Below are 13,797 nucleotides of genomic sequence, written 5' to 3' on the forward strand. Positions count from 1 at the left end.
GTCGGGAGAATTGACCTGACGGTGCGGTCTGCCCGGCGACCCGGAGGTGAGCGATGTCCAACCCGATGTCCGGCGGTGGCATGGTCGGGTGGAGCATGCTCCGGTCGATGCGCAGCCGCGACGAGGTCTCCGCCCACCGGCTCAAGCGCGGGGTGGCCCGCCGCATCGTCGCGTTCGCCCAGCCCTACCGGCGCGACATCATCGTCTTCCTGGCCACCGTGGTGTTGGCCGCCATCATCGGCGTGGCCACTCCGGTGCTCGCCGGTGACGTGATCAACGCGATCAACCGGGGCGGCACCGAGGCCGGCCGGCTCGTGGTGCGGCTGGCGCTGTTCATCGCCGCGCTGGCGGTCGCCGACGCGCTGCTGTCGCTGGCCCAACGATGGTATTCCGCCCGCATCGGCGAGGGCATCATCTTCAACCTGCGCACCCGGGTCTACGACCACGTGCAGCGGATGCCGTTGCAGTTCTTCACCCGTACCCAGACCGGCGCCCTGGTCAGCAGGCTCAACAACGACGTGCTCGGCGCCCAGCGGGCGTTCACCTCCACCCTGTCCGGTGTGGTCAGCAACGTCATCCAGTTGGTGCTCACCGCGGCGGTGATGTTCACCCTCTCCTGGCAGATCACCGCGCTCTCACTGGTGCTGCTGCCGATCTTCATCATTCCGGCGCGCCGGGTCGGTCGGCGGCTGGCGGACATCACCCGCGAGGCGTACAACCTCGACGCCAAGATGAGCGCCACCATGACCGAGCGCTTCGGGGTGGCCGGCGCGCTGCTGGTGAAGCTCTTCGGCCAGCCCGAGATCGAGGCCCGCCGGTTCGCCGACCGGGCTGAGCGGGTGCGCGACATCGGCATCCAGTCCGCGATGTACTCGCGGACGTTCTTCGTGGCGATGCTGCTGGTCGCCTCACTGGCGCAGGCGCTGACCTACGGTCTCGGTGGCTGGCTCGCGGTGACCGGCGGCGTCAGCGCCGGCACCGTGGTGACGCTCGCGCTGCTGCTCACCCGCCTGTACGGGCCGCTCACCGCGCTGTCCAACGTGCGGGTGGACGTGATGAGCGCGCTGGTCTCCTTCGACCGGGTCTTCGAGGTGCTCGACCTCAAGCCGGGCATCGTGGAGAAGCCCGACGCGGTGCGGGTGCCCCGGTGCGCCGGCCGGGTCGACTTTCGCGACGTGCGTTTCCGCTACCCGAGCGCCGCCGAGATCTCCCTCGCCTCGCTGGAGGAGGTCGCCACGCTCGACCGGACCGTCAACGAACCGGTCCTCAAGGGGGTCTCGTTCAGCGTCGAGCCGGGGCAGATGGTCGCGCTGGTCGGCCCGTCCGGGGCCGGTAAGTCGACACTGTCGATGCTCATCTCCCGGATCTACGACGTCAGCGACGGGCAGGTGCTCGTCGGCGGGGTGGACGTACGCGACGCGACACTCGCCTCCCTGCGCGACGAGATCGGTGTGGTCACTCAGGATTCGCACCTGTTCCACGAGACGATCGCCGAGAATCTTCGCTACGCCAAGCCGGACGCCACCGACGACGAGATCTGGGCCGCACTGGCCGGTGCGCAGGTGGCCGACCTGGTCCGGGCGCTGCCCGACGGTCTGGACACCACAGTGGGGGAGCGCGGCTACCGGTTCTCCGGCGGCGAGAAGCAGCGCATCGCGATCGCGCGACTGCTGCTCAAGGCCCCGTCGATCGTGATCCTCGACGAGGCGACCGCACACCTGGATTCGGAGAGCGAGGCGGCGGTGCAGCGGGCGCTGTCGGTGGCGCTGGCCGGGCGTACCGCCCTGGTGATCGCACACCGGCTCTCCACAGTGCGCGACGCCGACCAGATCCTGGTCCTCGACGGCGGCCGGATCGTCGAGCGGGGTCGGCACGAGGAGCTGGTCGCGGTCGGCGGGCTCTACGCCGAGCTGTACCGGACCCAGTTCGCGGTCGCCGACTCGCCCACCCCGTTCGTCGACGCGACCGGCCCGGAGCCGGTGGTCATGCCGCTGGGCACCTACCGCGCCGACGAGGTGCTGCCGCCCGCCGCCGCCAACTGACGTCGCAGAGTCGATCAGCGGGCCGGTAGCTCCGTCGCGACGCGCAGCTCGGCGAAGGCCAGGCCCAGGGTGACCGGGGTGAAGTGCGCGTTCAGGCCGCTCGGGTTGGGCAGCACCCAGAGCCGGGCGCCGGCCAGGGACTCCGGCTGCGGCCCGAATGTGGCTTTCGGTCGTTGAAAACCGATCCGGTACGCGGTCACCCCCACCACGGCCACCCAGCGCGGCCGGTACCGGGCCACCTTCTCGGTCAGGATCGCCGCGCCGTCGAGGAGTTCCTCGGCGCTCAGCTCGTCCGCGCGGGCGCTGGCCCGGGCGGCCATGTTGGTGATGCCGAGCCCGAGCGCGGGCAACTCGTCCTGTTCGCTGGGGTGCAGCAACCGCTGTGTGAACCCGCCCCGGTGCAGGGCGGGCCAGAACCGGTTGCCGGGCCGGGCGAAGTGCCACCCGGTCGCGGCCGACCAGAGGCCCGGATTGATGCCGACGAAGAGCACCGCCAGCCCCGGCGCGAGGACGTCGGGGATGGTCCGGTCCGTGGCCGCCGCCAGGTCCGCCCGGGTCGGCCGGACCCCACCTGCCGTCACAGGCCGCGCAGCGCGCCGCCGTCCACCGGCAGGGTGATCCCGGTGAGGTAGCTCGCGGCGGGGGAGAGCACGAACGCGGCCACACGGCCGAACTCGGCGGGGTCGCCGAGGCGGCGCAGCGGGATGGTGGCCTCCGCGTCGGCGCGGGCGCGATCCGGGTCGCCGGTCGCGGCGAAGAGTTCCCGGTTGCGGTCGGTCAGGATCCGGCCGGGCAGCAGCCCGACCACCCGGACCCCACGCGGGCCGTAGTCGTCGGCGATGTCCTTGGCCGCGCCGACCAGGCCGGGCCGCAGGCCGTTGGAGATGCCCAGGCCGGGCACCGGGCCGCGGGCCGAGGTGGAGAGCACCAGCCCGATCGCGCCGCCCTCGGGCAGTACGGCGGCGATCGTGCGGACCGCCCGGATGGTGCCGAGGAAGACGGTTTCGAAGGAGAGCCGCCACTGCTCGTCGGTGATCGCCGCGGCGTTGCCGGCCGGTGGGCCGCCGACCGAGATCAGCGCGCCGTCGAGCCGGCCGAAGTGCTCCTGGGCGGCGGCGACGAGCTGCCCCGGGGTTTCCGGGTCGGTCAGGTCCGCGGTCAGCCCGACGGCGTGCTCCGGGCCACCCAGCTGCTGTGCGGCGGTGGCCACCGCCTCCGGGTCCCGAGCCGAGAGCACCACCCGCGCGCCGTCGGCGACAAGGCTCTGCGCGGTCGCGTAACCCAGGCCGCGAGATGCGCCGGTGAGGACGTAGACGCGGTCGGTCAGTCCGAGATCCATAACTTCGATCCTGCCGCATCCGGTAGGCCGTCGCCAGGAGGGGTGGGTACCCGTGGGGCGGGCCGTAGCAGGCGTACCCGGCCGGCGATCTGGACTGCGACGGCGCCGCCGGCGCGGCCCACCGCCGGCACTCGGCGCGGACGCGGCGCCCGAAGCCCGTCATAGCGCAGGCGCGCCTCCCGGACGGCCAACTCCTCGGCGGCCGCCGGGGGGAGCGCGTGCTGGTCGTGCAACGCACGGGCCAGGTCCCAACCGTCGCGCAGTGATCCGGCGGTGGGTCGCCGGGCGGCCCAGTCGGCGAAGGTCCTCGACCACCCGGCGCCGAGGCCGGCGGCGAGCAGTGGCCAGTGCCGGGCCACCTCGCCGGCCCGCTTGCGCAGCAGGGCCGCGCGGGTGGCGGCCAGGGGGCCCGGCGCGAACCCCGCCGGGGGTGGCCCTCCGGCGACCAGCGCCGCCACCAGTTCGGCCTGCCGTTCGGCGAGCCCTGCCCGGGGCGTGGGCACGAGGTCGCCGTCGGGTGCGCCGGTCATGTCACGGCCGGGAAGCCCGCGGCGGCGGCCAGGGCGTCCAGTTCGGCGCGGAGTTCGGCGGCCGGCGGGTAGTGGCCGTCGCGCTCCAGCAGCAGCGCCGGCGGTCGCCGCCGGGCGCAGAGCGCGCCGACCAGCTCCAGCACCTCCGCCGGCACCGGGTCGGTGTGGGTGTCGTGGTAGAAACCGCCGTGCTCGGCGCCGCCGGCCACGTGGGCGTACGCGACCCGCTCCAACGGCAGGCGGTCCAGCAACGTGAGCGGGTCGGCGCCCCGGTTGCGGGCGTTGGCGTGCACGTTGGCCACGTCCAGCAGCAGCAGTGCCCCGGTCCGGTCGAGGATCTCGGTGAGGAAGTCCGCCTCGTCCAGCTCGTCGTCGGGCCAGTCCACCAACGCGGCGATCGGTTCCAGCGCGATCGGCACCGGAAGCTCGGCCTGTGCCCGCGCCACGTTGGCGCAGACCGCGTCGACGGCTTCCCGGCTGCGCGGCAGCGGCAGCAGGTGGCCGGCCTCCAGTCCGCCCGCCCGGACGAACGCGATGTGCTCGCTGACCAGCGGGGCGTCCAGGCGTTGCGCCACCGCGGCCAGGTGGGCGACCCGGGCCCTGTCGACCGGCTCGGTGCCGCCGAGGGAGAGCCGCACCCCATGCGGTACGACTGTCACCGCGCGTTCCCGCAGCTGGGTCAGGCCGGACGGGAGCGGCCCGGACGCGGGTACCCCCTCGGCCACCACCTCGACGAAGCGCAGGCCGGGCAGCTCGGCCACGAAGCCGGCGATCTCCGGACGCCAGCCGATGCCGACGCCGGACGGGCCGGTCATCCGCCGCACCCGCCGCCGCCCCCGCACCCGCCGCCTCCACCGCCGCCGCAGGAGCTGCCGCCGTCTCCACCGGAGCTGTCGCCTCCGCCACCGGACGATCCGTCGGAGCCGTCCGTCCAGCCGCCGTTGCCGGAGAGGGCCTGGCGCTGAATCTCGGCCTGCTCGGCGAAGCCCGGGTCGAGTGCCCAGAGCGAGGCGGTGCCGTACAGCGCCACGCCCATCGCCGCGCCGGCCGCTCCGTAGGTGGCGTAAGCGGGCGCGGAGGCGGGCGCGAGGTGGGTGTGTTCGCGGCGGACGGAGCGGAGGGCGGTGCGGCCGGCCCGGGTGCGGACGGGCGCGCGGCCCAGCAGCAGGGCCGCGCCCAGGAGGCCCGCCAGGGTGAGCAGCAGGTAACCCACCGGGCGATCGCTGAACAGGCCGGAGAACAGCCGGAGCACGCCGAGACCCAGCAGGGCCAGCAGGACCTGGTTCCAGAGGCGGGCGCGGGCGCGCTGCGTGTCGTTCGTCAGCAGCCCGCGCTGCTCCAGGCCGTTGCGGATCTGCTGCAGCGCGGTGCGTACGCGCTCGTCCTGCGGCAGGTCCCGGACGCGCGAGTGCCGGTGGGCGGCCCAGTGGATGGCCTGGTCCAGCGGGGTGAGCCCGGACGGGGCGGCACCGACGGTGGTCAGCCGGCGGTCCGGGCGCACGCCGACGGCGCCGCTGCCGCGCAGCCCGCCCAGGGCGGCGTGTACCGCGAGCTGGGGACCACCGTTGAGGTACGCGACCTGCTGTGGTCCGAGTGGATCGAGTGTGGTCTGCGCCGGGGCGGCCAGCAGGCGGATCCGGTGGTACGCCACGGTCGCCACCACCACGATCGCCGCCGCGAGGTAGTACCGGAGGAAGGTCGGGCCGGAGATGCCCCAGGTATCGCCGGAAGCGGCGTGGACGATCATCGACTGCTCCTGTCACCGGAGGGATCGGCGGCCCCATTGTGGAGCAGCGTCGCCACGGGCGACCGACCGGTGTCCGCGTGGTCAGTGGCGGCGGACCGCCTCCTCGACCAGGTCGAGCACCGGGCCCAGGTCGCCGGCCGGTCGGCCCATGGCCAGGTGCAGCACCAGGCCGTCGTAGGCCAGCTCCAGGAACTGGGCCAGCACGTCGATCGGTACGTCCTCGCGCAGCACCCCGGCGTCGCGCTGGCGGGCCAGCCGGTCCCTGGTCGCCTCGGCGATCGCGGCGGACCGCTCGGCCCACCGCTTGGCGAACGCGGGGTCGGTGCGCAGCCGCCGGGACACCTCCAGTTGGCTGCCCAGCCAGCCGGTGGTGTCCGGGGAGACGGCGCGGGCGAGCAGATCGCGCATCACCTGCACCAGACCGTTGCGGGCCACCGTCTCGACCATGGCCGCGGCGTCGTCCTCGGCGACGGCCAGGAAGAGTGAGTCCTTGTCGCGGAAGTGGTGGAAGATCGCGCCACGGGACAGGCCGGTGGCCTCCTCGAGGCGGCGTACGGTCGCCCCCTCGTAGCCGAGCCGGGCGAAACACGCCCGGGCCGCGGCGAGGATCTCCTGCCGGCGGGCGTCGAGCTGGTCCTGGCTTACTCTGGGCACACGTCGATCGTCGCAGGTCACCCCGGGGCATGCAAACCGTACGTACGGCTTGGGATGTCGCCGATTACCATCGCCCGGTGACCCAGCCCCGCACCGTGCCCAGCTCCCCGCTGACAGTGGCCACCGTCCAGGCCACCCCCACGCCGGGCGACGTCGTCGGCAACGTGGTCGTCGCCGCTGACCTGGTGCGCCAAGCCGGCGAGCGGGGCGCCCGGGTGGCAGTCCTGCCGGAGTTGTTCCTCTGCGCGTACCACCCGCCGGCCCTCGCCGCCGACCCGGCCGGCACGGACGTCGCGGCCGATCCGGCCGGGATGGTCGCGGATCCCCGGCTCGACCCGCTGCGCGTCGCGGCGCGCGAGGCCGGCGTCACCGCGCTGGTCGGCGCGGCCGTCCGGCACCCGGACGGCCGGCGGACCATCGCGGCGCTGGTGGTCGACCGGGCCGGCGAGGTGCGGGTCGGGTACGACAAGCAGCAGTTGTGGGGCGACGAACGGGAGCTGTTCACGCCCGGCGATCGGGGTGCCACGCTGCTCGTCGACGACTGGCGGCTCGGGCTGGGCATCTGCTACGACGGGTGTTTCCCCGAGCACGGCCGGGCCGCCGCCCTCGACGGGGCACACGCCTACCTCTGTCCCAGCGGATACCTGGCCGGCTCCGAGCACCGCCGGGATCTCTACTACGCCGCGCGTGCCCTGGACAACACGATGTTCGTGGTCTTCGCCAACTCGGTCGGCGGCGTCGACCCGTGGCGGTTCAACGGCGGCGCGGCCATCTACGACCCCGAGGGGCGGGTGCTGGCCCGCGGGGCCGACGACGGCGCGGCGGTGCTCGTGGCGACGCTGGAGCCCGCCGTGCTCGGAGCCACCCGGGCGGCCCACTCGATGCTCGTTGATCGGCTGTCGGAGCAGGGCGGCCCGCGCGCGTCGATGCCTGGCTGAGCCCTTCGACAGGTCGATAGCCGCCGCATCTGTTGGCGGACACGTCGGTCCCGTAGGGTGCCCGAGTGCCACTGCTCCTGCTGGACCTGGACAACACCCTGCTGGATCGGGCCGGGCCGTTCCGCCGCTGGGGTGAGCGCTTCCTGGACAGCATCGGCGCGCCCCACACCGACATCGACTGGCTCGTCTCGATCGACGCCGACGGTCTGACCGACCGCTGGGACCTCGCCGACGCCATCCGGGACCGCTACGAGCTGCGCATTCCCTCGATCGATCTGGTGGAGGAGCTGCACGACGGCGTGGTGGCGCAGACCCGGCTCGACCCGCTGACCGCCTGCGCGCTGCGGATCGCCGACGACGCCGGCTGGGTGCCGGTGGTGGTCTGCAACGGCACCGTACGCGTCGAGGACGCCAAGATTCGCCGGACCGGGCTGGACCAGTACGTCGCCGACTGGGTGATCTCCGAGGAGGCCGGCGTCAGCAAGCCCAACCCGAGAATCTTCGCGCTCGCCGCCCAGCGGGTCCGGATGCCACTGCGGGGGGCGTGGGTGATCGGTGACAGCCCGGAGGCGGACATCGGCGGCGCGGCGGCCGTCGGGCTGCCCAGCGTCTGGCTGCACCGCGGGCGCACCTGGTCGGACGTCCGGTTCGCGCCGAGCCGCACCGTGGACGGGTTGATCGCCGCGGTCGCCACCGTCCTGGCCCGCTGAGGGTTCCCGCCCTGGAGGTCGCGTTCAGGCGGCGGCTCGGTAATTCGGTTGACCGCCTGTCGTGGTGGTACGAGCATTGTCCGCGCATGGTGCATCCCGGGCGTGTGCCCGGTTGAGGAGAGGGGGTCGGTCATGGCCGTCTTCGCAGGTCGCTTCCAGCCGCCTATCTCAGCCTCGACCAAGGGAACCTCACCACAGTGCGCGATCATGACCTTCCGGCGCTGGAGCGCCGCAGCCGCGGCAAGAGCCGCTTCGACGACGACGAACCACAGTTTCTGAAGCGCGGGCGGCCCACCGAGCCGCTCGCGGACCCGGACAGCGAGCCCGACCCGGCCACCGGCGAGCGCTGGTCGTCCTGGGACGACGCCGTGCACGGGCCACAGCCCCACCCGGCCTGGCTGGTCACCGAGTTGGCCGCCAAGGACACCGAACTGGGTGTGCTGAAGACCGGCAAGGAGGCGGACGTCCACCTGGTCCGTCGGGCGGTGCCCGACACCGACCGGTCCTGCCTGCTCGCTGTGAAACGCTACCGCGATCCCGAGCACCGGCTGTTCCACCGCGATGCCGGCTACCTGGAGGGCCGTCGGGTCCGCCGGTCCCGGGAGAACCGGGCGATGGCCGGTCGGACGGCGTTCGGCCGGCAGATGATCGCCGGGCAGTGGGCCGCGGCCGAGTTCGCCGCGCTGAGCCGGCTCTGGGAGATCGGCGCCGGGCACGACCGGATCGCCGTGCCGTACCCGGTGCAGGTGCGGGGCACCGAGCTGATGCTGGAGTTCGTCGGTGACGCCGAGTCGGGGGAGGCGGCGCCCCGACTGGCCCAGCTACGACCCGACCCGGCCGAGCTGCGTGACCTGTGGGCCCAGCTGGTGGAGGCGCTGCGGGTGCTGGCTCGGGCCGGCTACGCGCACGGCGACCTGTCGCCGTACAACCTGCTCGTGCACCAGGGTCGGCTGGTCGTGATCGACCTGCCGCAGGTGGTCGACGTGGTGGCGAACCCACAGGGGCCGGAGTTCCTGGCCCGCGATGTGCGGGTGGTCGGCGCCTGGTTCGCGGCTCGTGGTCTCCCCACCGAGCAGGTCGATCCCGGCGTGTTGACCGGAGAGCTGCTGCACGAGGCGGGCCTGCGCTGATCGGAGCGGGTCGGGCGGCGACACCGCCCGACCCGCCGCGTCGGCTATTGCAGGTAGCGCTCCACCTCGGGCTTGGGGCGTTCGCCCTGGGCGTCCGGGTCGCCGTGGGTCTCCCGGGCGGCCCGTCGGCGGCGCAGCAGGTCCCAGCACTGGTCGAGGGACTCCTCCAGCGCACGCAGTCGCTCGCTGGCGTCGCCCTCGGTGCCCGACTCGTGGGCCTGGGCGTCGGCACGCAGCTTGTGTTCCTCGTCGACCAGCTCGGAGATCCGGTTCAGGATGGTCTTGTCGTCCATGCCACAGAGCCTGGCACAGGGTGCCGGGCATCGCCCGGATTCGGGGGTACCGGTGCGTCAGGGGTCACCGACCCGCACCGGCCAGCTCCGACGCGCCCGCCTGGTGCCGATGCCGTGGCCGGTCGGTGGCACGCGGCCCTTGCGCCCGTCGCGCTGGTTCGTCGGCCGGCCCGGCGTGGCACCGCGCCTGACGATCCATTCAGGATTCCCGTAGAGCGGGACATCGATACACATGCGTTGGCTTAGACGGAAATTGCGCTGTCCGCAAGTCTGGAGGTGCCTCTCGTTTGGTGAGATGCTTCCGTCGGCCCAGAAGGTGAAAGTTTCATCAACCTGCCCGACCGAAGTGGACCGCTGCGGTCGCCGGGACGACGAGGAGAAGTGGTTCGATGTCGCAGGTGTTCGAGGCACGCCCCGCCACCGTCAGCACCGAACCCCGGACGATCCCGTTACGACGCGCTCTGCCCGCACTGGTCCGTGACCCGCTGGGCGCGCTCGTCGACTTCGCGCAGGCCGCCGACGGCGAGGTCATCCGGCTGAACCTCGGCTCGTTCCGCCCCTACCTGGTCAGCCATCCTGAGCACCTGCAACGCGTTCTGCGGGACAACGTTGCCAACTACACCCGGGACGGCGACGGGTTGCTCTGGCGACCCGTTCGTCGGATCGTCGGTGACGCCATCCTGGTCGCCGAGGGTGAGGTCTGGGAGTCCAGCCGAGGCGCTCTGCAACCGTTGTTCACCGCCAAGCGGGCCGAGACGCTCGTCGACAAGATGGCCGAGGCGATCAACGAGGCGGTCGACGAGTGGCTCGAACCGGCCCGCGCCGGTCGCCCGATCGACGGCGGCGCCGAGCTGACCCGGATCGTCCTGCGCACCACCATGCGGGTGCTCTTCGCCGACCGGATCTCGGTCCCCGACGCGCTGCGGATCAGCGCCGCGCTGGACACCGTCACCACCGCGATGCTCCCCCGGCTGCTGATGCCCGCCGTGCCGTACGCGGTGCCGATGCCCGGCGACCGGCGCTTCCGCGAGGCGGTGCGCACCATCGACGAGGTGGTACTGCCGATCATCCGGGAGGCTCGGGCTCACCCCACCGACGGCGAGGACATCATTTCCACCCTCTGCCGGCCGCGCGCCGACGGCAGCGAACCCGACGAGTACGCGATCCGCGGCGACGTGGTCGCGATGTTCTCCACCGCCACCGAGACCACAATCGCCCTGCTCTCCTGGCTCTGGCCGGTGCTGGCGTCCCGGCCCGACGTGGCCGAGCGGATGACCGACGAGATCGAGCGGATGGTTGGCGCCGAACGGGTCGGCCGCGAGCACCTGCCCCAGCTGCGCTACGGCCGGATGGTGCTCGACGAGATGCTGCGGCTCTACCCGGCCGGCTGGATGATCCCGCGCACCGCGGTCGGCGACGACGTGCTGGGCGGGGTACGGATCAAGGCCGGCGGCACCGTGCTGGTCAGCCCGTACGTCACCCAGCGGATGTCGACGTTCTGGGACGACCCGGCGCTCTTCGACCCGGAGCGGTTCGCGCCGGAGCTGCCCCGACGGCGCTACCGCTACTCCTACTTCCCGTTCGGCGGAGGCCCGCACCAGTGCCTCGGGCAGTACCTGTTCCTGCTGGAGGCCCAGCTCATCGTCAGCACCGTGCTGAGCCGCTACCGCTTCCAGCTCCGCGAACCGGTCGACCTCACCCCTCGGATGGGCGCCTCGCTGCAACCCAAGCAACGGGCCGAGCTCATCCTCACCCCGGTCGAGCGCACGGCCGCATCGTGACGGAGACCCCGCGACCGGCGCGGGCCGGTCAGGACGCGGTCGCCGAGCAGGGCCGGGTGTGCGCACTCGCCGTGCGGGGCGTACGCGACCTTCAGGAGGTCACCGCCGCCCACCCCGAGCTGTTCGACGCCGCGCCGTTCGACCCGGCGCTGCTCAGCTCGGTGGCCACCGCCATCGCCTTCACCGCGCCGTGGCACTCCGCCGCGGAGCTGCGGATCACCACTCGTACGCTGCTCTGGGTCTTTGCCGCCGACTGGCAGGTCGACTACCTCGCGCGGTCCGTCGACGACGTCCGGGAGGTGGTGACCGACTGCCTCGCGGTGGCCGACGGCGCTGCGGCGCCACCGGGACGGCACCTGGCGCGGCTGCTGGCCGACCTGCGCGACGAGTTGACCACCGTGCCGGCCTTCGCCCGGCTGCGGCCGATCTGGCGCGACGAACTGGCCCGGATGCTCGCCGCCGTGGCGCGGGAGTGGGACTGGAAGAACCTGCCGACCGACCCGACCACCGGGCGGCGCCTGCCCGACCTGGACCGCTACCTGGACAACGCCGACAACCTCGCCTGCTCCTTCGTCAACGTCACCCACTGGATCGCCACCGGCGACGATCGGACCCTCGCCCAGCTGACCGACCTGCTCGACGCCGGTCGTGGCGTGCAGCGCGTACTGCGGCTGGTCAACGACCTGGCCACCCACGGTCGGGACGCCGAGTGGGGGGACCTGAACGCGCTTCTGCTGGTCGACGACCCGGCGCAGGTGCACGACCGGCTGGCCGAGCTGACCGCCAGGTCCCGGGGGGACCTGGCCGCCCTGGCGGAGCGGTGTCCCCGCCAGGCGGACTACCTCAACCGGCAGATCTCCTTCACCGGCGGTTTCTACCAGCTGTCGGACTTCTGGGGGGCACGCGATGAGTGACCGCGCCACCCGGGTGTTGGCCGACGCGCCGACCACCGCCGACCCGGTCGCCGACGCCGCCCGCGAACTGATCGCCGGTCTCGGCCTGCGGCCGTGGGGGCAGGTCGCCGCGTCGGTGTACGAGACCGGGCGTCTGGTCGCCGTCGCACCCTGGCTGACCGGGCACGACCAGCGGATCGCGTTCCTGGTGCGCAGTCAGCGCCCGGACGGGGCGTGGGGCCCACCCGAGGGGTACGCCCTGGTGCCGACGCTGAGCGCCACCGACGCGCTGCTCGCCGCGCTCGCCGACGGCAGGGCCGGGACGGAGCTGCTCGCCCCGGTGGCCCGCGCGCTCGGTGCGCTCGTCGGCACGCTGCTCCGCACCGACGCACGGACCCTGCCGGACACTCCCGCGCTGGACCTCATCGTTCCGGCGCTCGTCGACACGATCAACGACCGGCTCGCCGGGCTGGAGCGGGCCACCGCCGACCGACTGCCCCACCCGCCGTTGCCGCTGCCGGCCGGGCTCAACCGGGACCGGCTGCGCGCCGTGCGGTCCGCGGTGGCCGCCGGGGCGGCGCTGCCACCGAAGCTGGCTCACTTCTACGAGATCCTGGACGCGGCACCCGCGGACGCCGGCCCCACGCTCACCGCGGTCGGCGCCTCGCCCGCCGCGACAGCGGCCTGGCTGACCGCGGCCGGCCCGGCCGCCGGCCCCACCGCGTACGCCTTCCTGCGGGCGTTGATCCGCGACGAAGGCGGCCCGGTGCCCTGCCCGGCACCGATCACCGTCTTCGAGCGGGCCTGGGTGCTGAGCGGCCTGAGCCGGGCCGGCATCACGATCAACCCGCCGAACTCCGTCGTGGAGACCCTGACCGCCGCCACCGCCGGCCAGGGCATCGCCACCGGTGAGGGCCTGCCGACCGACGCCGACACCACCTCGGTGTCGCTCGACGCGTTGGCCCGACTCGGCCGTCCGGCCGACCCGGGCAGCCTGTGGGCGTACGAGACGGCTGACGGCTTCTGCACCTGGCCGGGGGAGGACGGCTTCTCCGTCACCACAAACGCCCACGTGCTGGACGCCTTCGGTCAGCACCTGAGCCGGCACCCGGACGCGGACGCGCGCTATCACCGGGCGGTCGACCGGCTGAGCGTGGTGCTGCCCGGGCACCAGCGCGCGGACGGCGCCTGGCAGGACCGCTGGCACGCCTCGCCGTACTACGCCACGGCCTGCTGCGTGCTGGCACTTGCCGAGTTCGGGCGGGGTGCGGCCGCCGCCGAGGCGGTGGACCGGGCGGCCGGCTGGGTGCTGAACAGCCAACGCGCGGACGGGTCGTGGGGGCGGTGGAGCGGCACCGCCGAGGAGACCGCGTACGCCCTCCAGGTGCTGCTGACGGTGCCGACGACGGTGCCACGGGTCGACGACGCCGTGGCTCGTGGGCACGCCTACCTGCACGAATCCGCCGCCCGGGAGCACCCTCCACTGTGGTACGGCAAAGAGCTGTACTGTCCGACCGTGATCGTGCGCGCCGCAGTGCTCGCCGCCTGCCAGCTGGTCGGCGTTCGTGCCTCCGGCGTGGACCGATCGGTGGTGGATTGCGGTTACCGGTCAACAAAAACAACAACTTGAGGGGTTGTGTGGACACTGCTAGCGTACGCAGAGCCTCAGCCCCGGATGCCCCGCTGCGGTGGGACGTCGCCCCCTCTGATCACCCGTTGATGAGCTGAGTCAACGCCCGG

At 73.3% G+C, this 13,797-nt stretch carries 14 protein-coding genes; 7 read left to right on the top strand and 7 right to left on the bottom strand.

Features of this window, described 5'->3' with window-relative positions:
* Positions 1 to 65: 65 nt before the first annotated feature.
* A complete protein-coding gene (locus IW248_RS02765; RefSeq protein WP_196930008.1) occupies positions 66 to 2,042 on the top strand; it encodes an ABC transporter ATP-binding protein in 1,977 nt (658 codons plus the stop codon).
* A gap of 14 nt (positions 2,043 to 2,056) precedes the next feature.
* Here IW248_RS02765 and mug read toward each other — a convergent pair whose 3' ends face one another.
* The 6 genes from mug to IW248_RS02795 form a co-directional block, all read right to left on the bottom strand.
* Positions 2,057 to 2,623 (bottom strand): G/U mismatch-specific DNA glycosylase, encoded by a 567-nt coding sequence (gene mug, locus IW248_RS02770; RefSeq protein WP_196925511.1) that lies wholly within the window; start codon positions 2,621 to 2,623, stop codon positions 2,057 to 2,059.
* Positions 2,620 to 3,381 carry an SDR family oxidoreductase gene (locus IW248_RS02775; protein ID WP_196925512.1) on the bottom strand — a complete coding sequence of 254 codons (762 nt, stop codon included), beginning with the start codon at positions 3,379 to 3,381 and terminating at the stop codon, positions 2,620 to 2,622. Before IW248_RS02775 ends, mug begins: the two co-directional genes overlap by 4 nt.
* Positions 3,366 to 3,911 (bottom strand): SCO6045 C-terminal-like domain-containing protein, encoded by a 546-nt coding sequence (locus tag IW248_RS02780; RefSeq protein ID WP_196925513.1) that lies wholly within the window; start codon positions 3,909 to 3,911, stop codon positions 3,366 to 3,368. Before IW248_RS02780 ends, IW248_RS02775 begins: the two co-directional genes overlap by 16 nt.
* Positions 3,908 to 4,726 carry an MbnB/TglH/ChrH family RiPP precursor modification enzyme gene (locus tag IW248_RS02785; protein ID WP_196925514.1) on the bottom strand — a complete coding sequence of 273 codons (819 nt, stop codon included), beginning with the start codon at positions 4,724 to 4,726 and terminating at the stop codon, positions 3,908 to 3,910. The genes IW248_RS02780 and IW248_RS02785 overlap by 4 nt, the downstream gene beginning before the upstream one ends.
* Positions 4,723 to 5,658, bottom strand: a complete 936-nt coding sequence (locus IW248_RS02790) for a TIGR04222 domain-containing membrane protein (protein WP_196925515.1) — start codon at positions 5,656 to 5,658, stop codon at positions 4,723 to 4,725. Before IW248_RS02790 ends, IW248_RS02785 begins: the two co-directional genes overlap by 4 nt.
* Positions 5,659 to 5,739: 81 nt before the next feature.
* Positions 5,740 to 6,312: a TetR/AcrR family transcriptional regulator gene (locus tag IW248_RS02795; RefSeq protein ID WP_030337284.1), complete on the bottom strand. Its 573-nt coding sequence runs from the start codon at positions 6,310 to 6,312 to the stop codon at positions 5,740 to 5,742.
* 77 nt (positions 6,313 to 6,389) lie between these two features.
* Here IW248_RS02795 and IW248_RS02800 point away from each other — a divergent pair, with 77 nt between their 5' ends.
* The 3 genes from IW248_RS02800 to IW248_RS02810 all read left to right on the top strand — a co-directional run bounded on the left by IW248_RS02800 (position 6,390) and on the right by IW248_RS02810 (position 9,090).
* Positions 6,390 to 7,250, top strand: a complete 861-nt coding sequence (locus IW248_RS02800) for a carbon-nitrogen hydrolase family protein (protein ID WP_307787661.1) — start codon at positions 6,390 to 6,392, stop codon at positions 7,248 to 7,250.
* A 65-nt stretch (positions 7,251 to 7,315) separates the two neighbouring features.
* Positions 7,316 to 7,960: an HAD family hydrolase gene (locus IW248_RS02805; protein ID WP_124821981.1), complete on the top strand. Its 645-nt coding sequence runs from the start codon at positions 7,316 to 7,318 to the stop codon at positions 7,958 to 7,960.
* 197 nt (positions 7,961 to 8,157) lie between these two features.
* On the top strand, positions 8,158 to 9,090 hold the full coding sequence (locus tag IW248_RS02810) for a serine protein kinase RIO (protein ID WP_196925517.1): 933 nt from the start codon (positions 8,158 to 8,160) through the stop codon (positions 9,088 to 9,090).
* A 44-nt stretch (positions 9,091 to 9,134) separates the two neighbouring features.
* On the opposite strand, the gene IW248_RS02815 is transcribed toward IW248_RS02810, so the two are convergent.
* On the bottom strand, positions 9,135 to 9,383 hold the full coding sequence (locus IW248_RS02815) for a DUF2630 family protein (RefSeq protein WP_124821979.1): 249 nt from the start codon (positions 9,381 to 9,383) through the stop codon (positions 9,135 to 9,137).
* A gap of 443 nt (positions 9,384 to 9,826) precedes the next feature.
* Between IW248_RS02815 and IW248_RS02820 the strand changes: the two genes are divergently transcribed.
* From IW248_RS02820 to IW248_RS02830, 3 genes are read left to right on the top strand one after another with little or no spacing between them, the layout of a single operon-like run.
* Positions 9,827 to 11,164: a cytochrome P450 gene (locus tag IW248_RS02820; RefSeq protein WP_196930009.1), complete on the top strand. Its 1,338-nt coding sequence runs from the start codon at positions 9,827 to 9,829 to the stop codon at positions 11,162 to 11,164.
* Entirely contained in the window at positions 11,161 to 12,078 is a 918-nt protein-coding gene (locus IW248_RS02825; protein WP_196925518.1) for a terpene synthase family protein, read from the top strand. Before IW248_RS02820 ends, IW248_RS02825 begins: the two co-directional genes overlap by 4 nt.
* A complete protein-coding gene (locus IW248_RS02830; protein WP_196925519.1) occupies positions 12,071 to 13,687 on the top strand; it encodes a prenyltransferase/squalene oxidase repeat-containing protein in 1,617 nt (538 codons plus the stop codon). The genes IW248_RS02825 and IW248_RS02830 overlap by 8 nt, the downstream gene beginning before the upstream one ends.
* Positions 13,688 to 13,797 lie beyond the last annotated feature (110 nt).

The sequence above is a fragment of the Micromonospora ureilytica genome (assembly GCF_015751765.1).
GTDB classification, from domain to species: Bacteria; Actinomycetota; Actinomycetes; order Mycobacteriales; family Micromonosporaceae; genus Micromonospora; species Micromonospora ureilytica.

Bases quoted from the DNA above. Each gene is read 5' to 3' on its own strand.
- IW248_RS02775 (WP_196925512.1), bottom strand. From the start codon at position 3,381: ATGGATCTCGGACTGACCGACCGCGTCTACGTCCTCACCGGCGCATCT.
- IW248_RS02790 (WP_196925515.1), bottom strand. From the start codon at position 5,658: ATGATCGTCCACGCCGCTTCCGGCGATACCTGGGGCATCTCCGGCCCG.
- IW248_RS02815 (WP_124821979.1), bottom strand. From the start codon at position 9,383: ATGGACGACAAGACCATCCTGAACCGGATCTCCGAGCTGGTCGACGAG.
- IW248_RS02765 (WP_196930008.1), top strand. From the start codon at position 66: ATGTCCGGCGGTGGCATGGTCGGGTGGAGCATGCTCCGGTCGATGCGC.
- IW248_RS02785 (WP_196925514.1), bottom strand. From the start codon at position 4,726: ATGACCGGCCCGTCCGGCGTCGGCATCGGCTGGCGTCCGGAGATCGCC.
- IW248_RS02780 (WP_196925513.1), bottom strand. From the start codon at position 3,911: ATGACCGGCGCACCCGACGGCGACCTCGTGCCCACGCCCCGGGCAGGG.
- IW248_RS02830 (WP_196925519.1), top strand. From the start codon at position 12,071: ATGAGTGACCGCGCCACCCGGGTGTTGGCCGACGCGCCGACCACCGCC.